The sequence below is a fragment of the Crossiella sp. CA198 genome (assembly GCF_052078295.1).
In the GTDB taxonomy this organism is placed as follows: domain Bacteria; phylum Actinomycetota; class Actinomycetes; order Mycobacteriales; family Pseudonocardiaceae; genus Crossiella.
This window is the reverse complement of the sequence record NZ_JBQJIM010000004.1, coordinates 116,781-135,674: the sequence shown is the minus strand read 5'-3', so window position 1 is coordinate 135,674 and position 18,894 is coordinate 116,781. Positions and strand designations below refer to the sequence as shown.

Genomic DNA, 18,894 nt, shown 5'->3' with positions numbered 1-18,894 from the left:
TCGTACTCCAAGCGTCCGATTTCTCCGGTTTGCGGCAGTGTGGTGCCCGCCGGAAAAATGATGTGAGAAACCGCCCCCAGTGACGGAATTCTTGTGCGCTGATCGCGATTCTTCGGCGGGAACGGCCGCAGTGGCGATCGGCGAATTGTCTTGCCGGAATTACACCGAGAGACGGTGGTAAGCGTCCTCGGCCGCGCTCCACAGGGCCGGGAAGAGGGCCTTGTCCGAGCGGTGCTGCACACCGGAGATCGGGCGACCGCCCAGGCTCACCGGCAACGTCTCGTCCTCGGTGCGGGCGCCGGACTCACCGGCCCGCAGGCTGGGCAGACCGCCCAGCTGGGACCACACCATGCGCAGGTGCGTCTGCTTCCACTCCATCATGCAGGCGTCCAGTCGCAGCAGCGCCTCCCGGACCAGCGCGAGCGCCTCCACCTGCGAGGATGCCGGTTCGCCGCCCGCGGTGTCGTTCTGCAGCTGGATGAGTCCGGCCAGGTCGACGCTCTCGCGCAGCATGGCGGTCTCGAACTGCTTCCACAGCACCTTGGCGATGCGGCGCAGGTTGCGGTAGCCCGGCGAGTCCAGCCCGGTGGCATCCTGCGGCAGCGTGTTGCGCATGGTCAGCAGGCTGTGCTGGGGCAGGTGCTCCAGCAGCAGTTTCACCCCCATGTTGCCCATCCGACTGACCTCGGTGGATCGGTCGATCAGGCGGGCGGCGGCGGTGTAGCGGCTCTCGTCCAGGTGCTTGATCACCCGGCGCAGCTCGTAGTGCACATGCGCCCAGGAGTACTCGGTCACCAGGTGCGTGACCTGGAAGAAAGGCTGCTCCGGGTGCAGCACGTCATTCTCCGGAATGAGTGCGTCCAGTGCGGCGGTCAGGTTGAGCACGCCCTCGTAGTGGCTGCCCGTGTTGTAGGCGTAGGAGAGCTGCGGATTGCTTTCCCCAGGATTGAGCACACGTTTCTCGTGCGGACTCATGTCGAACCTTCCCCAGTTTCATGATTCCCCGGTGGGACCGTACCACGCATTTCTTCCGGCCTGCACACGGTCCGATCGAAGTTTTTGCGGTGGCAGGTAAAGACTTGTTCAAGAATTCTGCTGCTTCCGCCACCAGGCCCGACCTGACTCGGGCAGGGTCCCGACCGGGTCGTAGTAGGTGTGGCGGCGGGCCAGTACACCAGCCTCATCGGCCTCGATACCGGTTCGATAGTTCTTCGTCCAGTAGGAGATCCCGAGTTCGCGATCGTACTCGGCGACCTGGTCCACCCACCGCTTCCCGACATAGGGCACGTCGCACACGATTCGCGGTGTGGCGAAACCGGGCAAATACCCCATGATGGCGCGCTGCAGTTCCTGCGCCTCCCAGACCGCCACCCGCCAGTGCTCGGCATGCGGGATCATGTCGCACATATAGAAGTAGTAGGGCAGCACGTTCGCCTCGCCCTGCAAGGCGAAACACAGGTCCAGCAAGGCTTCCGGCGTGGTGTTGACCCCACGCATCAGCACCCCCTGGTTCCGCACATCCCGCACACCGGCGTCCAGCATTGCCCCTGCCGCTTCGGCGACCAGTGGGGTAATGGACTGCGCGTGGTTGACATGGGTGTGGATGGCGAGGTTTACTCCGCGCTCGCGCGCACGTCCCGCCACCCGGGTCATACCCTCGACCAAGGCAGGCTGCAACCAGTGTTGCGGTAATCCAGCCAGGGCCTTGGAGGCCAGCCGGATATCGCGGATCGAGTCGATGTCCAGCAGCCGTGAAACGAAGGCTTCCAGTCGCGGCCACGGCACATTGGCCACATCGCCGCCGCTCACTACCACGTCCCGGACCCCGGGAGTGCGTCGCAGGTAGTCGATGATGCGGTCCTGCCGGTCGGCCGGCTTCAACGTCAGGCGGTGTTTGTCCACCGTGGGCGTGGAATTGCCGACCAGGTCCATGCGGGTGCAGTGCCCGCAGTACTGTGGACAGGTCGAGAGCAGTTCGGCCAGCACCTTGGTCGGGTAGCGGTGGGTGAGACCTTCCACCACCCACATTTCCGCCTCGTGCAGCGAATCGCGCTCGGCGTGCGGATGCGAGGGCCACTCGGCGTCCCGGTCGGAGGCCACCGGGATCATGTACCGGCGGATCGGGTCGGCGTAGAAGGCCGCGGTGAACTCGGCGGGCCGCATGGCCGCGTCCGGGGCCATCGTGTTGAGCATCTGCGGCGGCACCAGCATGGACATGGTGGCCAGTCGCTCCTGGTCAGTGGCCAGGTCGGCGAGGAACTCCGCACTGAGCAGGCCGCCGGTCACCTCGTTGAGCTGCCGGGCGTCGCGCACGCAGTGCACCCGCTGCCACTGGGCGTCCCGCCACTGCTGCTCGGTCACCTCGCGCCAGGCGGGAAAGCGGCGCCAGTCCGGCTCCACCAGCTCCCGCCGGGCATACGTGTAGGGCTGTGGCAAGCCTGGCTTGCCCTGGTTTTCGTGGATGTGAACCCCTCCCTCGGGCCGCAGCGGAGCGTAGAGCGGCATCGCGCGGGCGCAAACACCTTTCGAATATGTTGTATTTGATGTCACCTGATTCAGGGGCGCTGGGCAGGGATTTTGTCGGGTTGACAGCGCCTGCGCGGGGCTGTGGTAGGAAGGAACAGCCGAATCGCGCCTGGGGGCTTCACGTCGGCACCGCCGACCTGTTTCCACACTGAGGATTTCCCGCGCGCATCACTTCGCGTGTGATGAGGACGTACACAGGTGAGCACAACCGAGTCAAGTGCCGTGCCCAACGCGGCGAATCCGGACATCGAGCCCGATGCCCGGAAAATCCGAATAGTCTTCACCGGTCTGGTCCTGGCGATGCTGATGGCCTCGCTCGATCAGACCATCGTGTCCACCGCGCTCCCGACGATCGTCGGGGATCTGGGCGAAGTGGACAATATGGCCTGGGTGGTCACCAGCTATGTGCTAGCCACGACCATCTGCATGCCGATTTACGGCAAGTTGTCCGACCTGGCCGGCCGCAAGAACGTCTTCCTGGTCGCGATCGGGATCTTCCTGTTTGGCTCGGTGCTGTGCGGACTTGCCGAGAGCGGCACCGGTCTGATAGTCGCGCGCGCAGTCCAGGGCATTGGCGGCGGCGGCCTTTTTGTGCTGTCGCAGGCGATCATCGCCGATGTGGTGCCGCCGCGGGAGCGCGGCCGGTACATGAGCTTCCTGGGTGTGGTATTCGGGGTCGCCTCGGTGGCCGGACCGTTTCTCGGCGGAATCGTCACCGACGCGGTGTCCTGGCGCTGGTGCTTCTTCATCAACCTGCCGGTGGGCGCGCTGACCATCATTTTCGTCGCGCTGTTCCTCAAGTCGAACAGCACCGGGCGGGCCTTCCGGCTGGACTACGCGGGCACCGCGCTGCTCGCGCTGGCCAGCACCGGCATCGTGCTGGTCTCCAGCTGGGGCGGCACCCGCTACGGCTGGACCTCGCCGGTGATCCTCGGCCTGATCGCCGGGGTGCTGGTGTGCGCGGTGCTGTTCGTGCTGGCCGAGCGCCGGGCGGCCGAGCCGGTCATCCCGCCGCACCTGTTCCGCGATCCGGTGTTCGTGCTCACCTCGGCGGTGGGCCTGCTGGTCGGCGCGGCCATGTTCAGCGCGGCCAGCTTCCTGCCCACGTTCTTCCAGATGGCCAACGGGGTCAACGCGACCGAGTCCGGGCTGCTGATGCTGCCCATGGTGGTGGCCTTCATCATCGTGTCCACCTGGACCGGCAAGCAGATCGCCAAGACCGGCCGCTACAAGGTCTACCCGGTGGCAGGCACCGCGGTGATCACCCTCGGCTTTGTGCTCATGTCGCTGATGGACAGCACCACCCCACTCGTGCTGAGCGGGGTCTACACCGCGGTGGTCGGCGTGGGCATGGGCCTGGCGATGCAGGTCCTGGTCGTGGCGGTGCAGAACTCGGTGCCGCAGGCCGACCTGGGCACGGCCACCTCGGCGCACACCTACTTCCGCGAGATCGGCGCCTCACTCGGCGTGGCACTGGTCGGCGCGGTGTTCACCGGACGCCTGGCGGTGAGCCTGGCCGAACGACTGCCCGTCGGCGGCCTGCCCGAGGGCGTCTCGGTCACCCCCGAACTGGTGCGCGGCCTGGCGCCGGAACTGCGGGCCGGAGTCGCCCAGTCCTACGCGGACGCGCTGCCGCAGGTCTTCCTGTACCTGGCGCCGGTGCTCGCCCTGGCCGTGGTGTTCATGGCCATGGTCAAGGAGAAGCCGATGGGCGGCGCCCCCGCACCCGCCGAGGAGTCCGCATGAGCACGCCGCTCTCGCTGGAACAACAGCTGTACTTCGACATGTGCGCGGCGGACTACCGCCACCGCACCATCACCACCGTGCGCAGGCTGCGCGGCGTGCTGGACCTGGCCGCGTTCACCGCCTCGGTCACCGAGGTGGTCAACCGGCACGACGCACTGCGCACCCGGGTCGACCGGCGCGGCGAACCGGTGCAGCACCTCGGCGAACCGATCGAGGAGTTCCCGGTCCGAGTGGTGACCGGCTTCTCCGCCGAGGAGCTGGACAAGGCGATCGCCGAGGCATGGCGACTGGTCAGCGCGGAGATCGCGGTCGCCGCGGACGGTCCACTGCGGGTGGAACTGGTGCAGCTGGCCGAGGACGACCACCTGCTGGCCATGGCCGAGCACGACATCGCCGCGGACAGCTGGTCCAGCGCCTTGGTGCTCAGCGAGATCCTCGCCGCCTACCGGCACCGGGTCGCCGGCGGACCGGCCCTGGAGCCGGTGCCTGGCACCTTCGCCGGGCACATCGCCGAGCAGGCCGCGGCGGGGGAGCACCTGACCGAGGAGCAACTCTCCTTCTGGCGCACCGCGTTCACCGGGTCATCGGTGGACGTGGTCGATCCGGCGCGGCGGCGCGACGAGGGGGTGCTCACCCGGCTGGACTCGATGCTGGACACGGGGACCACCTCGGCGGTACGGGCCTTCGCGGCCAAGTCGAAGGCAACCCCGTTCGCGCTCACCCTGGCCGCGGCCGCGGCGGCCGTGGCGGGGGAGTGGGGCCAGTCCGCACTGCGCCTGACCACCGCGCTGCTGGGCCGGGACGGCCGGGGCAGCCGGGAACTGGCCGGAGTGTTCCACCGCCTGGCCGACATCCGGGTCGACGTGCTCGCCGGGCAACCGTTGCGGGAACTGGCCCGCGCTGCTATGCGGTCCACAATGGACAGCACGCGGCAGGCCGCTGCGCCCTACAGCTACACCCGGCTGCTCGCCGAACTGGCGGGGGAGGAACACACCGGGGCTGCGGCGCAGCTGCACCGCATCCGCACCGGCGAGGGCGGCCGGGCGCTCAACGTGGCCTTCGAGTTCTTCCTGCCCGGCGAGGGCAACGTGCCGTCCACAGTGGACGCTTCGCTGTCCGTCGAGCCGGTGGACCTGTCCGCGTTCAGCACCCAGGTGCGCTACAACGCCTACGACGTGATCTTCATCGTCGGCTTCGCCACCGAGGTCTACCTCGGGGTGTTCTACAACGACGAGGTGGTCCCGGCCGCGACGGCCGCCCGCCTGGTCGAGCGGATGTCCACTGTGCTGCGCACCTGCACCCCCGACAACCCGAACCTCACGGTGGCCGATGTGCCCGACCCCTAAGCCCCCACCCGCCACCGTGTTGGCCGTTGTCGTACGGCGTGTTGGCCGTTATGGACGCCGTGTTGGCCGTTGTGGGCGCCGTGTTGGCCGTTGTGGGCGGTGTGTTGGCCGTTGTGGGCGGTGTGTTGGCCGAAGGGTGTACCAGTTCGGCCAACACTGGGTACGACAACGGCCAACACGCCAGCGAGTTGCGCTAGGGGGCCGGCTCGTTGAGGCGGGCCGCCAGCTTGGCCGCGAGGTCCTGGAGGTCATCCGCGTCGAAGATCAGCTCGGCCGGGACCTCGACCCCGAGGTCGGTGCTCAGTCCGTCGGCCATCTTGGCCGCGGCCAGCGAGTCGCCACCCAGCTCGAAGAAGTTGGCGCCCGCCATCGGGGCGTCGGCGCCCAGCGCTTCCCGCCCGGCCTCCGCCACGCTCTTGCTGACCCGTGAACCGGACTCGTTCATCAAATTTCTCCCCAAGTTGTTGCCAATGACTGCAACCAACAGTAAGCCTCAGCCTGGGAACGCGACACCGCAATTCCACATTTTCTCGAACACACCTTGAACCTGGGGGATAAGTGACCACTGTTGACCCGCTGTCCGATTTGGTGCGGATGGCTTCGATGCTCACCCCGTCGACGATCCGGGTGGCCGCCACGCTCCGGCTGCCCGATCTCATCGAATCCGGCGTGACGACCCTCACCGAACTCGCCGAGAAAAGCGGAACCGACGTCGAGGCGCTCGGCCGCACCATGCACTACCTCGTGCTGATCGGCCTGTTCACCGAAACCGGACCGCAGACCTACGCGGTCACCGAGGTGGGCCGGGTGCTCACCGAGGAGCACGGCGCGGGCATGCGCCGCTGGCTCGACCTGGAACAGCCCGGCCGCCGCATCGAGGCCAGGATGGAGCCGGCCATGGCCGGGCTGCTGACCTCGGTGCGCACCGGCGGCCCGAACTACGAAGAGGTCTACGGCCGCAGCTTCTGGCAGGACCTCGACGCCGACGCCGAACTCGCCGAGTCCTTCAACGGCTCGCTCGCGGTGCACGTCAACGGCTTCGCACCCGAGGTGGCCAGCGCTTATGACTGGAGTTCGGTCAAGCACGTTGTCGACGTCGGCGGCGGCACCGGCGCACTGGTGGCCGAACTGCTGAGCGCCCACCCCGAGCTGAAGGCCACCCTGGTCGAGCTGGACACCGTGGTCGCGGACGCCCCGCCGGTGCTGGCCGCGGCCGGGGTCGCCGACCGCTGCGAGATCGTCGGCGGCAGCTTCTTCGACCCGCTGCCCACCGGCGGCGACGTATACCTCATCGCCAACTGCGTGCACAACTGGAACGACCAGAATGGGGTGAAAATCCTCAGCCGCCTCGCCGAGGCTGCGGGCCCCGGCGGTCGCGTGGTATTGGTGGAAAGGCTCCTCGACGAAGAGCGCGAGGGACTGTTCGCGGCCTACGCGAATTTGTTGATGATGGTGCTGCTCGACGGCAAGGAGCGCACCGAGAAGGACTTCAGGGAACTCGCCGCGAAGGCCGGTCTGCGGCTTGACTCGGTGCGGCAGCTGGAGTACCCAGCATTGGCATTGTTGGAATTCACCGTCACCGGATGAGGCCACCAGGCTCGTTCTCGGGACCACTGGGGAAATGACTGATGAAACATTCCTGCGATCCGGAATCGGTGCGGGCGGCCTTCGCCGCCGCACTCGGCCGGGACGATTTCATCGACGAGGAGAGCTTCTTCCGCGTCGGCGGCCACTCACTGCTCGCCGTGCGCGTGATGAAGTCGATCTCGGCGGCGGTCGGCGCCCGGCTGCCGGTCAAGCTGCTCTTCGACCACCCCAGCGTGGTCGAGCTGAGCCAGGCCATCCAGGACCGGCTCAGCGCCGCGGGAGCCCGCCCATGAGCACCCGGCCGGTGCTGACGATGCTGGCCGAACGGGTCGCCGCCGCCCCCGCGGCGGCGGCGATCCGGGACGACGGCGCCGAAGTGAGCTATCACCAGCTGTGGCGACGATCCGGCCGGATCGTTGCCATGCTGGCCGCGGCGGGCGCCGGACCCGGCGTGCCGGTCGGTCTGCACGCCCGGCGCGGCGCGGACCTGGTGGTGGCGATCATCGCGCTGCTGCGGGCAGGCAGCGTGTGCGTGCCGCTGGACCTGTCCTACCCGGTGGACCGGCTGCACTTCATGCGCGCCGACGCCGAACTGGACCTGGTCCTCGGGCACGCCGGGGAGTTCGCCCGCCTCGGCGAGCTGACCACGGTGGCCACCGAGGGCACGCTCGCCCTCGGCGCCTGGCCGGATCGCCCCGCGCGACCAGCACAGTCCATTGTGGAGCCAGGCCCGGCCGATCTCGCCTACCTCACCTACACCTCCGGCTCCACCGGGCGGCCCAAGGGCGTGCGGTACGAGCACGGCGGCCTGGACAACGTGATCACCTGGCAGGTCGCCGACAGCGTGTGCGGCCCCGGCGCGCGGACCCTCCAGTTCGCCCCGGTGTCCTTCGACATCTCCTACCTGGAGGTGCTGGCCACCCTGTGCGCGGGTGGCACGCTCATCTGCTGTGAGGACGAGGTCCGCTACGACCCGGAACTGCTCTGGGAGCTGATCGCGGCCGAACAGGTCAACCGCCTGTTCATCCCGTTCGTCACCCTGCAGGGCCTGGCCACCTACGCCGAGGGCGTCGGCCCGGAGACCCACCCGCTGCGCGAGGTGTTCGCCGGCGGGGAGCAGTTGCAGATCAACGAGCACATCCGGTCGTTGTTCCGCACCCTGCCGGACTGCTCGCTGCTCAACCACTGGGGCACGGTGGAGGTCTTCATCTCCACCACCCACCGGCTGCCCCCGGAAGTGGAGCGCTGGCCGGTGCTGCCGCCGATCGGCCGCGAACTGGCCAACACCACCGTGCACGTGTGCGACCCGGACGGCCGGGTGCTGCCGGACGGGGAGATCGGCGAACTGGTCGTCTCCGGCGACAGTGTCGGACCCGGCTTCTGGAAACTGCCGGAGGCCACCGCGCAGCGCTACCGGCCCGACCCACTGGATCCCTCGGTGCGGGCCTACCGCACCGGCGACCTCGGCCTGCGCAACGCCGACGGCCTGCTGGAATGCCTTGGCAGACTGGACAGTCAGGTCAAGGTGCGCGGCTTCCGGGTGGAACTCGGCGAGATCGAGGCCGCGCTCGCCGCCATGCCCGGCCTGGCCGACTGCGCCGTCCTCGCGGCCGGGACCGCCGAAGACCGGCACCTGATCGCGGTGCTGATCCCGGCAGGCGAGGCCGAACCCGGCCACGACGAGGTACTGGCCTGGCTCACCCCGCGCCTGCCCGCCTACATGCTGCCCAGCCGCACCGAGCGCACCGGCGCCTTCCCCCTCACCCCCAGCGGCAAGGTCGACCGCCGCGTGCTCGCCCAACGCCACAACCACCAGCCGACCTTCGGAGCCACACCATGACCACCACACACAAGGACCTCGTCTGGTACGCCAGCACCATCGCCCGCGCCGTCCAGGACATCGGGCAGCGGGTGGGCAAGGAGGTCAACTCCGCGCTGCAGGAACTGCGCGGCCCCGCCGAGTTCCGGCACGGCGTCTGGGACGCGGTCGACTCGATCGCGGGCTTCAACCGTGAGCGCGCGGACAGCCTGGTGCTGTACTCCCTGGCCAAGAACACCCCCGGCAAGGGCGTGGCGGTGGAGGTCGGCTCCTTCCTCGGCCGCTCCACCGCGATCATGGCCCTGGGCGTGCGCGCCGCGGGCGGCACCGGCCGGGTGGTCGCCATCGACCCGCACCGCGGCGGCACCGGGGACATCGACTCCGAGGACCCCAACGCCGAGGCCAGCACCTACCCGCTGCTGCTGCACAACCTCCGCCGCCTCGGCCTGCTGGACCTGGTCGACATCGAGAAGACCGACGCCCCGGAAGCAGGCAAGAACTGGGTGCACGGCCCGGTGCGGCTGCTGTTCATCGACGCGCTGCACACCTATGAGGCCACCATGGCCGACTTCGAGGCCATCGAACCGCACCTGGACAAGGACTGCGTGGTCGTCTTCGACGACTACTGCGCCCAGGAGTACCCCGGCGTGATCCGCGCCGCGGACGAACTGGAGCGCGCGGGGCGGCTGCCCAAGCCCGCCCGCACCCTCAACCGCTACCGGGTCTTCGGCGTGCACGACTGGTCCGACGCCCTCCGCTGACCCGATTCATGCAGTGCCGCAAGGAAAGGAACGATGTCACGTGCTGTCTGAGGACGTGCAGGTGTACCGCACCAGGGACGGTCGTCCCGGTGAGATCCGCCCCCGCCAGGACCCGGTGGTCTACGGCGGGGCCGAGGACGGGCCGCTGACCGCGGCGGAGCTGGATGGCTACCAGCGCAACGGTTTCCACACCTTCGATCAGCTGCTCACCGCCGAAGAGGTGCGGGAATGCCGCGAGGAGGTGGCGCGGCTGGTGCAGCGGCCGGAGCGCCACACCGACGAGCGCTACATCGTCGAGCCCGCCGCCGACGAGGTGCGCTCGATCTTCCAGGTGCACGCGGTCAGCCCGCTGTTCGACCGGATCATCAAGGACTCGCGCCTGGTGTCGGTGGCCCGGCAGCTGCTCGGCTCCGAGGTCTACATCCACCAGACCCGGGTCAACGCCAAGCCCGCCTTCACCGGCAGCGGCTTCTACTGGCACTCCGACTTCGAGACCTGGCACGCCGAGGACGGCATGCCGCGGGTGCGCGCGCTGAGCTTCTCCATCGGCCTGACCGAGAACTTCCCGCACAACGGCCCACTCATGATCATCCCGGGCTCGCACCAGTGGTTCGTCTCCTCCGCCGCGCCGACCCCGCCGGAGAATCACAAGTCCTCCCTTGGCAAGCAGGAGGTCGGCGTGCCCGAGGAGGAGATCCTGCACCGGATCGCCGAGGACAACGGCGGCGTGCACCAGGTCGTCGGCGCCCCCGGTTCGGCGGTGGCCTTCGACTGCAACTGCATGCACGGCTCGGCGGAGAACATCACCCCGTACCCGCGCGCCAACCTGTTCGTGGTCTTCAACAGCGTGCACAACACCCTGGTCGAGCCGTTCGCCGCGCCCGCGCGCCGTCCCGAGTACCTGGCCGACCGCACTTTCACCCCGCTCGGCTGACCCCGGCCGCACAACCCCATTGCCCGAGGAGGAGTACGCGATGCTCATTCGCACCCTGGAAGAAGTCATCGGCACCGAGCGCGACGTCGCCTGGGGCGACGGCCGCAGCCGCCGCCTGCTGGTCGAGGCCGACGGCAAGGGCTACGCCCTGACCGACACCTACGTCCAGCCCGGCGCCGAGGCCCACCTGCAGTACGACCACCACCTGGAGGCGTGTTACTGCGTGGAGGGCTCCGGCCAGGTCGTCACCGCCACCCAGGTGCACGAGATCACCGTCGGCACCATGTACTGCCCGGATCAGGGCGAACCGCACATCCTGCGCTCCGATGACGGCATGCGCCTGGTGTGCGTGTTCAACCCGCCACTGCGCGGCCACGAGTCGCACACGCTGAGCGCGGGCGCCCCGTCCAGCTACGAACCGAACCAGATGCAGTCGGCCTGATGGGTGCACGCGGAGGAGGCTGACCGCTCAGCGCGCGTCAACCTCCTCCGGTCCCCGCCGGCCTCACCCGTCGAGCAGCTCCGCCAGCAGCCCGCGCACCCGCCGATCGATCTCGTCCCGGATCGGCCGCACCGCCGCGAGCCCTTGTCCGGCAGGGTCTTCCAGCGCCCAGTCCAGGTACCGCTTGCCGGGGAACACGGGGCAGGCGTCCCCGCAGCCCATGGTGATGACCACGTCCGCGGCTTCAACGTCCTCAGTGGACAGTCGGGCCGGGATCTGCGCGGTGATGTCCAGGCCCCATTCGGCCAGCGCCTCGGCGGCGGCCGGGTTGACCTGGTCCGCGGGTGCCGAGCCCGCCGAGCGGACGGCGACCCGGCCCAGGGCGTGGTGCCGCAACAGGGCGGCGGCCATTTGTGATCGACCGACGTTGTGCACACAGACGAACAGCACCTCGGGTTTACGCATCATTCCCGAATGGGATATCATCCCAAACTGATGCGACTGGACACGGACATCCTGCGGCTGATCGCCGACCCACTGCGCGCCCGCATCCTCGAACTGCTGGCGGCGGAAGCCCTGTGCACCTGCCACCTGATCGAGGAGACCGGCGCCAAACAGGCCAACATCTCCAACCACCTGCGCGCCCTGCGCGAGGCAGGCCTGGTCGAGGCCGAGCCCTGCGGCAAGTTCACCTACTACTCGCTGCGCCCCGAAGCACTCCGGGGCGCAGCCGCCTCGCTGACCGCACTGGCCGACCGGGCCGAGCGTCACCCCCAGGCCAGGAGGCCCTGCTGATGACCGCCACCGCGCCCGCCGAAGCCGACGTCCTGCCTCGACTGTCCTTTGTGGACCGTTTCCTGCCGGTGTGGATCGGCGCGGCCATGCTCGCCGGAATCCTGCTGGGCCGGTTCATCCCTGGCCTGCAAGGGATCCTGGAGGCGGTGAAGGTCGGCGAGGTCTCGCTGCCGATCGCGCTGGGCCTGCTGTTGATGATGTACCCGGTGCTGGCCAAGGTGCGGTACGACCGCCTGGACACCGTCACCCGCGACACCCGCACCATGGTGCTTTCACTGGTGCTCAACTGGATTCTCGGGCCCGCGCTGATGTTCGCCCTGGCCTGGCTGATGCTGCCGGACCTGCCCGAGTACCGCACCGGCCTGATCATCGTCGGCCTGGCCCGCTGCATCGCCATGGTCATCATCTGGAACGACCTGGCCTGCGGCGACCGCGAGGCCGCCGCCGTGCTGGTGGCGCTGAACTCGGTGTTCCAGCTGGTGATGTTCGGCCTGCTCGGCTGGTTCTACCTCGACCTGCTGCCCGGCTGGCTCGGCCTGACCACCACCGGCCTGGAAGTCTCCGCCTGGACCATCGCCCAGTACGTGCTGATCTTCCTGGGCATCCCCCTGGCCGCCGGGTACCTCACCCGCAGGCTGGGCGAGCAGCGCAAGGGCCGCGCGTGGTACGAGTCGAAGTTCCTGCCCCGGATCGGCCCGATCGCCTTGTACGGCCTGCTGTTCACCATCGTCGTGCTGTTCGCGCTGCAAGGCGAGACGATCACTTCCCGCCCGCTGGACGTGGCCCGGATCGCGTTGCCGCTGCTGGTCTACTTCGCGCTGATGTGGCTTGGTTCCTTCGCCCTGGGCAAGGCCGCCGGACTGAGCTACGAACGCACCACCACCCTGGCGTTCACCGCCGCCGGCAACAACTTCGAGCTGGCCATCGCGGTGGCCATCGGCGTCTTCGGGGTCACCTCGGGCCAGGCCCTGGCCGGAGTCGTGGGGCCGCTGATCGAGGTGCCGGTGCTGGTGGGCCTGGTTTACCTCAGCCTGTGGCTGCGCGGGCGGTGGGCGGTCCGATCGGACCAGGCCACCGCTGCCGGGTCGCCGCAACAACCACCCGCGTCCGCGGGCGTGTCGTAAAGCCCGGAGCCGCCGCACACCCCGGTCTCCGGCAGCGACAGCTCGACCCGGCGGGCGCCCGCATGGTCACCCGCGAGTTCGGCCGCGATGCTGCGGACCTGTTCGTACCCGGTCATGGCCAGGAAGGTCGGGGCGCGGCCGTAGCTCTTCATCCCGGCCAGGAACAGCTTCGGCTCCGGGTGGGACAGCTCGGCGACGCCGTGTGGATAGACCGTGCCGCAGGAATGCACGTTCGGGTCGATCAGCGGGGCCAGTGCCACCGGCGCCTGCAACACCGGGTCCAGGTTGAGCCGGACCTCCGACAGCCAGGACAGGTCAGGGCGGAACCCGGTCAGCACCACCACGGATTCCGCGGGAGCCAGTCGGCGGCCGTCGTCGGCGACCAGTACGACGGTGTCGCCGTGGCCTTCGACGGTCTCGGTGCGGAAGCCGGGAACCGCGGTGATGTGCCCGGCCGCCACCGCGTCCTTGGCGCGCTGGCCGAGGCGGCCGCGGGCGGGCAGCTGGTCGGCCTCGCCACCGCCGAAGGTGCTGTCGGTGACGCCGCGCCGCAGCACCCAGGTCACCAGGGTGCCGGGTTCGCGCTCGGCGAGTTCGGCCAGGTCGATCAGTGCGGTGAACGCGGAATGCCCGTTGCCGACGACCACGGTGTGCCGTCCCGCGTGCCGCTCCCGCAACTGTTCCGGTGCGGTGCCGCGGTAGGTCACCAGTTCCGCCGCCGTGCGTTCACCGGCCGCGGGCAGGCCGTCGGCGCCCGCCGGGTTCGGGGTGGTCCAGGTGCCGCTGGCGTCGATCACCGCACTGGCGAGCAGCCGGCGCTCCGTGCCGTCGGCGGAACGGGTGTGCAGCACGAACGGTTCGGTGTCCCGGCCCGCGTCCACGATCCGGTCCCGGCCCCGCCGGGTCACCCCGATCACCGTTTCGCCGCAGCGGACCCGCTCGCCCAGCGCCGCGGCCAGCGGTTCGAGGTAATGCCGGGTCCAGTCCTCGCCGGTCGGGTAGTCCGCGTGCGCCGGGTGCCGCCAGCCGGTGGGCGCGAGCAACCGCGCCGCGGCCGGGGCGACCAGCTCCGCCCAGCGGGAGAACAGCCGGACGTGCCCCCACTGCCGCACCGCGGCGCCCGCGGTGGCCCCGGTTTCCAGGACCAGCGGCGGCAGACCGCGTTCGAGCAGTTCGGCGGCTGCGGCCAGGCCCACCGGCCCGGCTCCCACCACGACTACCGGGAAGTCGCTCACGTGCACCCCTTTGATCGATGACTGTCGATACAGGTGGTCAATCTACAAACGTCGATGAATGGACGCAAGCATCGATTCTCGTCAATACTGTCCGGGTGACCGCGATGGAGGAGACCGCAGCAGACCCGCTCGACCTTGGGGCGGCCGCCCGCTACGCCACCTGGTTCGCCTGCCTGGCCGACCCGACCAGGGTGCGGCTGCTGCATGCGGTGGCCGTGGCCGGTGAGGTGGCGGTCGGTGTGCTGGCCGAGCAGATCGGCATCGGGCAACCCACCTGCTCCCACCACGTCCGCAAACTCGCCGACGTCGGCTTCGTCCGGCTGCGCAAGGCCGGGACCACCACCCTGGTCTCGGTCAACGAGGCCTGCTGCACCGGCCTGCCGCACGCCGCCGACGTGGTCATGGGCGCCCTGGCCGCCCGCCCGTGCTGCCCGGAGAACCTCCCCTCCGACGTCGCCGTGCGCGCGCTGACCGAGGCCGACTGGCCCGCGGTCCGCCGCGTCTACGGCGAGGGCATCGCCACCCGCGCGGCCACCTTCGAGACCGAGGTCCCGCGCCGGGAGATCCTGGACCGCAGGTGGCTGCCCGGCCACCGCTGGGTCGCCGAGGTCGACGGCCAGGTCGCGGGCTGGAGCGCGCTCAGCCCGGTCTCGCCCCGCGAGTGCTACGCCGGGGTCGCCGAGACCTCGCTCTACGTCGGCGCCGACTTCCGCGGCCGCGGCGTCGGCAAGTCATTGCTGCACCGCCAGGTCACCGCCGCCGACACCGCGGGCCTGTGGACCCTGCAGACCACCATCCTCACCGAGAACAAGCCCGGCCTGGCGCTGTATCGCTCGGCAGGCTTCCGCACCGTCGGCATCCGCGAACGTATCGCCCAGCTCGACGGCCGCTGGCGGGACACCGCCCTGATCGAACGCCGCAGCGGCTCCACCCAGACCACCTGCTAGCCACCCACCCGCCGTCGTGTTGGCCGTTGTGGACGGCGAGTTGGCCCAACTGGTACGCCGGTTTGGCCCAAGTGGGCGTACCAGTTGGGCCAAGTGGTACGAGTTCGGCCAAGACTGGGTACGACAACGGCCAACACGCCGGGGGGTTATGGGCAGCAGACCGCGAGGTAGGTCTGTAGGTCGGTCAGGGCTGCGCTGATGCCTGTTGGGTCTGCGCGGTAGTAGACCGTTTTGCCTTCTCGGCGGGAGGTGAGCATGCCTGCCTCGCGCAGCATGGTGAGTTGCTGGGAGGCGGTGGACTGCCCGGCCTCCAGCCGTTGCGCGACCTCGCCGACGGACAGCTCGATGCCGCCCTGGAACAGCATCATCGTCTGCTGTCGATGCTCGCTGGCCAGCGCTTTCAGGAAGCGGCGGGTCGCGTCACTGAGGTCAGCGGCCCCGCCGCAGGCGGATTCGGTCTCGCTCATGCCGCCATCATCCCACATGTTGCGTCATTTCATGAAATGAGGATATGTTGCGGCCGTGACCATCCACGACGCCATCGTCATCGGCGGCGGCCAGTCCGGCCTCGCCGCCGCCCATGCCCTGCGCGCCCGCGGCGCCCGCCCCCTGCTCCTGGAAGCAGGCGAACGCCCGGTCGGCTCCTGGCCCGGCTACTACGACAGCCTCACCCTGTTCTCCCCGGCGAGGTACAGCGCCCTGCCCGGCCTGCCCTTCGGCGGCGACCCCGAGCGCTACCCGCATCGCGACGAGGTCGTCGACTACCTCGCCCGCTACGCCACCCGCCTGGACGTCGACCTCCGCACCGGCACCCGGGTCACCGAGGTGACCGCCGACGGCCCCGACCTGCTCGTGCGCACCGCCGACGGCGCCGAACTGCACGCCCGCAAGGTCATCGCCGCCACCGGCGCCTTCGGCCGCCCGAACCGACCCGCCCTGCCCGGCCTGGACACCTTCACCGGCACCCTGCGCCACGTCGCCGACTACCGCGAACCCCTTGCCTACCAAGGAAAACGAGTCATCGTCGTGGGTGCGGGCAACTCCGCCGTCCAGATCGCCGCCGAACTCGCCGAGCACGCCACGGTCACCCTCGCCAGTCGCGCCCCGGTCAAGTTCACCCACCAGCGCCCGCTCGGCAGGGACCTGCACTTCTGGTTCCACCTCACCCGGATCGACCGCCTACCGATCGGTCGGTTCTTCCCCCCGAATTTCACCCAACCGGTCCTGGACCACGGCCCCTACCGCGCCGCCCTGACCGCGGGCCGTCCCGACCGCCGGGACCTGTTCACCAACATCGACGGCTCTACCATCACCTGGGCCGACGGCTACCAGGAGCAGGTCGACACGATCATCCTGGCCACCGGCTACCGCCCGAACCTGGCCTACCTCGGCCCACTCGGCGCCCTGGACGGCGACCAGCGCCCACTGCACCGTTCCGGACTGTCCACTGTGTACCCGGGTCTCGGGTTCGTCGGCCTGGAACTCCAGCGGAGTCCGGCCTCGGCCAGCCTGCGCGGCGTCGGCGCGGACGCCCGCTTCGTCGTCACCCGGCTGCTGCGGCAAGCGGCCCGCGGCTGAGGGCCTGGCTTTTCAGGCGAGGAGTTTCGCGAGCTGGGCCATTTCGGTGGACGGGTCGAGCACCGGCTGGATGAGCAGTTCGTCGATGCCGGCCTGTTCCAGGGTGGTGATGCGGGCGAGCAGATCCTCGCGGGTGCCGACCAGGGCCAGCATGGTCATCAGCGAGGGCAGGACCAGGTCCCGGTCCTGCGCTGCGATGCGGCCGAGGTAGTTGGGGTAGAGCTTGGTGTACCGGTCCGGTGCGGTGGAAGTGGTGCCGCGTCGGTCGAGGAGTCGTTGCACTGCTTCGCGTTCCGCGGGGCCGAGTTGGTCGGCGAAAGCGGGGCTCTCGGCGGCGGTGTCGGCGGCGAAGGCCAGCAGGGACAGGACGAGGTGGCCGGTCGCGTCGCGGGCCGCGTCGCTGTGCGGGTCCTCGTGCTCGTCGAGCAGGTGCAGCGCGGTGACCAAGTAGGAGGCGCGGTGTGCGCCTTGAGCGGCGTCGTGCAGTGCCTGCCAGGCGGTGGGGTCGAGCAGACCGAAGGAGATGAGGCCGGTGCCGCGGCGGCCGGCGACAGCGGCGGCCTTCGGGCCGAGCGCGGCCACCACGAACTCGATCGGATCCGTGGTGTTCACCTGCGTGCCGGCGTGCAGGAACCGGATGTCGCGGACCCGGTCGCCTTCGCGGTACCCGGTGGTGCGTCCGGCGCACAGATCCTGCAGCGCGGCGGTGAACTTCTCGACCGCGGCCGCGGTGGTCGGTGGCAAACCCAGGGTGCGCCGGGCGGTGTTCCCGGTGCCGACCCCGCAGCGGATCCGGCCCGGCGCCAGGGCGTTGAGGCTGGCGAGCGCGCTCGCGGTGGCCGGGGCCGAGCGCAGTGCCGGGGAGGTCACGCCGACGCCGAGTTTGATGCGGCGGGTGGCCTTCGCGCACAGCGCCAAGGCGACGAAGGGGTCGCCTTGCACCATCGGGGTGTCGTAGATCCAGAGGCTGTGCAGGCCCAGCTCCTCGGCCTGCACAGCGAGGTCCTCCACCCCGGGGTGTGCGGTGACCACGACGCCTGCGCGCATCAGAACCTCCAAGGAGTGAGGATCGAACCCGCTCAGCCTGCCAGGTCCCGGACACCCTTGTCGCACAAGGGTGTCCGGCCCGCGACCAGGGTGCTACCGCCACTCGAACACGCGCACCCAGTCCACCACCAGGTGCTGCGGGAACACCGTGCTGCCATCCGGGCTGCCCGGCCAGTTACCGCCGACGGCCAGATTGAGGATCATGAAGAACCGGTGGTCGAACACCCAGCGGTTGCCACGCAGATCCGCCGCGGTGCGCTGCTGGTAGAGCTGTCCGTCCACGAACCACTTGATGTCCGTCGGCGACCACTCGACGGCGAAGTTGTGGAATCCGTCGGTGTAGCGCCGCCCGTCCGGGGAGTTCTTCGACGCGCCGATGCCCTGCGCGCCGGAGTAGCCGGGCCCGTGGATGGTGCCGTGCACGGTGTAGGGCTCGCGGCCGACGTTCTCCATGATGTCGATCTCGCCGCAGTTGGGCCAGTGCGCGGTGTCGATATCGTTGCCCAGCATCCAGAACGCCGGCCAGATGCCCTGCCCGACCGGCAGTTTCATCCGCGCCTCGAACCGCCCGTAGGCCCGCTCGAACTTCCCGCGCGTGGTCATCCGCGCCGAGGTGTACTGACAGGCCCCGCCGTGCCAGCAGTTGCCCCACTGCTCCCGCCAGGCGATGAGCACCAGGTTGCCAGCCTGGTCCACCACCGCGTTGTTGGTGCGGTCGGTGTAGTACTGCAACTCCTTGTTGCCCCACCCGTCCGACCCGTTGCCGATCTCCATATTCCACTTGTTGCGATCCGGCCCGGTGCCCTGCGGCTGGTTGAACTCATCCGCCCACACCTGCACCCACCCGGTGGGCGCGGCGGCGGCGGACAGCGGAGCGGAAACACAGACCATGGCCAGCGTCGCGGCGAGCAGGCTGCGCAGGCGGGGTGCCCTCGGTGGCATAGCAACCTCCAGTGGGAGCGCTCTCTTCGCTGGCGGCGGAGTACCAGTGCAAACCTTGGGACCAG

General features: G+C 69.5%; 20 protein-coding genes. 12 read left to right on the top strand and 8 right to left on the bottom strand.

The window, feature by feature from the left end; translation table 11 throughout:
• Window positions 1-159: 159 nt before the first annotated feature.
• A complete protein-coding gene (locus ACTOWY_RS07925; RefSeq protein ID WP_247764940.1) occupies window positions 160-975 on the bottom strand; it encodes a hypothetical protein in 816 nt (271 codons plus the stop codon).
• Window positions 976-1,083: 108 nt separating this feature from the next.
• Window positions 1,084-2,436, bottom strand: a complete 1,353-nt coding sequence (locus tag ACTOWY_RS07920) for a KamA family radical SAM protein (RefSeq protein ID WP_441308954.1) — start codon at window positions 2,434-2,436, stop codon at window positions 1,084-1,086.
• 288 nt (window positions 2,437-2,724) lie between these two features.
• Here ACTOWY_RS07920 and ACTOWY_RS07915 point away from each other — a divergent pair, with 288 nt between their 5' ends.
• Window positions 2,725-4,272, top strand: a complete 1,548-nt coding sequence (locus ACTOWY_RS07915; protein WP_441308953.1) for an MDR family MFS transporter — start codon at window positions 2,725-2,727, stop codon at window positions 4,270-4,272.
• Window positions 4,269-5,618, top strand: a complete 1,350-nt coding sequence (locus tag ACTOWY_RS07910; RefSeq protein WP_441308952.1) for a condensation domain-containing protein — start codon at window positions 4,269-4,271, stop codon at window positions 5,616-5,618. The genes ACTOWY_RS07915 and ACTOWY_RS07910 overlap by 4 nt, the downstream gene beginning before the upstream one ends.
• Window positions 5,619-5,811: 193 nt before the next feature.
• Here ACTOWY_RS07910 and ACTOWY_RS07905 read toward each other — a convergent pair whose 3' ends face one another.
• Window positions 5,812-6,063 carry an acyl carrier protein gene (locus tag ACTOWY_RS07905; RefSeq protein ID WP_441308951.1) on the bottom strand — a complete coding sequence of 84 codons (252 nt, stop codon included), beginning with the start codon at window positions 6,061-6,063 and terminating at the stop codon, window positions 5,812-5,814.
• Between the two features lie 113 nt (window positions 6,064-6,176).
• Here ACTOWY_RS07905 and ACTOWY_RS07900 point away from each other — a divergent pair, with 113 nt between their 5' ends.
• From ACTOWY_RS07900 to ACTOWY_RS07875, 6 genes are read left to right on the top strand one after another with little or no spacing between them, the layout of a single operon-like run.
• Entirely contained in the window at window positions 6,177-7,205 is a 1,029-nt protein-coding gene (locus ACTOWY_RS07900) for a methyltransferase (protein WP_441308950.1), read from the top strand.
• 41 nt (window positions 7,206-7,246) lie between these two features.
• Window positions 7,247-7,498: an acyl carrier protein gene (locus ACTOWY_RS07895; protein WP_441308949.1), complete on the top strand. Its 252-nt coding sequence runs from the start codon at window positions 7,247-7,249 to the stop codon at window positions 7,496-7,498.
• Window positions 7,495-9,045, top strand: coding sequence for an amino acid adenylation domain-containing protein (locus ACTOWY_RS07890; protein ID WP_441308948.1), 1,551 nt, complete (start codon window positions 7,495-7,497; stop codon window positions 9,043-9,045). The genes ACTOWY_RS07895 and ACTOWY_RS07890 overlap by 4 nt, the downstream gene beginning before the upstream one ends.
• Window positions 9,042-9,785 (top strand): class I SAM-dependent methyltransferase, encoded by a 744-nt coding sequence (locus ACTOWY_RS07885; RefSeq protein WP_441308947.1) that lies wholly within the window; start codon window positions 9,042-9,044, stop codon window positions 9,783-9,785. The genes ACTOWY_RS07890 and ACTOWY_RS07885 overlap by 4 nt, the downstream gene beginning before the upstream one ends.
• 40 nt (window positions 9,786-9,825) lie before the next feature.
• On the top strand, window positions 9,826-10,719 hold the full coding sequence (gene thpD, locus ACTOWY_RS07880) for an ectoine hydroxylase (RefSeq protein WP_441308946.1): 894 nt from the start codon (window positions 9,826-9,828) through the stop codon (window positions 10,717-10,719).
• A gap of 40 nt (window positions 10,720-10,759) precedes the next feature.
• Window positions 10,760-11,161, top strand: coding sequence for an ectoine synthase (locus tag ACTOWY_RS07875; RefSeq protein ID WP_441308945.1), 402 nt, complete (start codon window positions 10,760-10,762; stop codon window positions 11,159-11,161).
• 63 nt (window positions 11,162-11,224) lie between these two features.
• Here the strand turns inward: ACTOWY_RS07875 and ACTOWY_RS07870 are convergent, their stop codons facing one another.
• A complete protein-coding gene (locus ACTOWY_RS07870; protein ID WP_441308944.1) occupies window positions 11,225-11,629 on the bottom strand; it encodes an arsenate reductase ArsC in 405 nt (134 codons plus the stop codon).
• A gap of 27 nt (window positions 11,630-11,656) precedes the next feature.
• Here ACTOWY_RS07870 and ACTOWY_RS07865 point away from each other — a divergent pair, with 27 nt between their 5' ends.
• Both ACTOWY_RS07865 and arsB read left to right on the top strand, forming a co-directional pair.
• A complete protein-coding gene (locus ACTOWY_RS07865; RefSeq protein ID WP_441308943.1) occupies window positions 11,657-11,956 on the top strand; it encodes an ArsR/SmtB family transcription factor in 300 nt (99 codons plus the stop codon).
• Window positions 11,956-13,080, top strand: a complete 1,125-nt coding sequence (gene arsB / locus ACTOWY_RS07860; protein WP_441308942.1) for an ACR3 family arsenite efflux transporter — start codon at window positions 11,956-11,958, stop codon at window positions 13,078-13,080. Before ACTOWY_RS07865 ends, arsB begins: the two co-directional genes overlap by 1 nt.
• On the opposite strand, the gene ACTOWY_RS07855 is transcribed toward arsB, so the two are convergent.
• Window positions 12,978-14,315, bottom strand: a complete 1,338-nt coding sequence (locus ACTOWY_RS07855; RefSeq protein WP_441308941.1) for an NAD(P)-binding domain-containing protein — start codon at window positions 14,313-14,315, stop codon at window positions 12,978-12,980. The two genes, arsB and ACTOWY_RS07855, sit on opposite strands and share 103 nt — an antisense overlap.
• A gap of 104 nt (window positions 14,316-14,419) precedes the next feature.
• Here ACTOWY_RS07855 and ACTOWY_RS07850 point away from each other — a divergent pair, with 104 nt between their 5' ends.
• Window positions 14,420-15,262, top strand: coding sequence for a helix-turn-helix domain-containing GNAT family N-acetyltransferase (locus ACTOWY_RS07850; protein ID WP_441309127.1), 843 nt, complete (start codon window positions 14,420-14,422; stop codon window positions 15,260-15,262).
• Between the two features lie 146 nt (window positions 15,263-15,408).
• On the opposite strand, the gene ACTOWY_RS07845 is transcribed toward ACTOWY_RS07850, so the two are convergent.
• Window positions 15,409-15,729 (bottom strand): ArsR/SmtB family transcription factor, encoded by a 321-nt coding sequence (locus ACTOWY_RS07845; protein ID WP_441308940.1) that lies wholly within the window; start codon window positions 15,727-15,729, stop codon window positions 15,409-15,411.
• Between the two features lie 61 nt (window positions 15,730-15,790).
• Between ACTOWY_RS07845 and ACTOWY_RS07840 the strand changes: the two genes are divergently transcribed.
• Window positions 15,791-16,840 (top strand): flavin-containing monooxygenase, encoded by a 1,050-nt coding sequence (locus ACTOWY_RS07840; RefSeq protein WP_441309126.1) that lies wholly within the window; start codon window positions 15,791-15,793, stop codon window positions 16,838-16,840.
• Between the two features lie 12 nt (window positions 16,841-16,852).
• On the opposite strand, the gene ACTOWY_RS07835 is transcribed toward ACTOWY_RS07840, so the two are convergent.
• Together ACTOWY_RS07835 and ACTOWY_RS07830 are read right to left on the bottom strand one after the other, a co-directional pair.
• Window positions 16,853-17,887, bottom strand: coding sequence for an LLM class flavin-dependent oxidoreductase (locus tag ACTOWY_RS07835; protein ID WP_441308939.1), 1,035 nt, complete (start codon window positions 17,885-17,887; stop codon window positions 16,853-16,855).
• A gap of 93 nt (window positions 17,888-17,980) precedes the next feature.
• The gene (locus tag ACTOWY_RS07830) at window positions 17,981-18,829 is read right to left on the bottom strand and encodes a glycoside hydrolase family 16 protein (protein WP_441308938.1); all 849 of its coding nucleotides are present in this window, start codon (window positions 18,827-18,829) and stop codon (window positions 17,981-17,983) included.
• Between the last annotated feature and the right edge of the window lie 65 nt (window positions 18,830-18,894).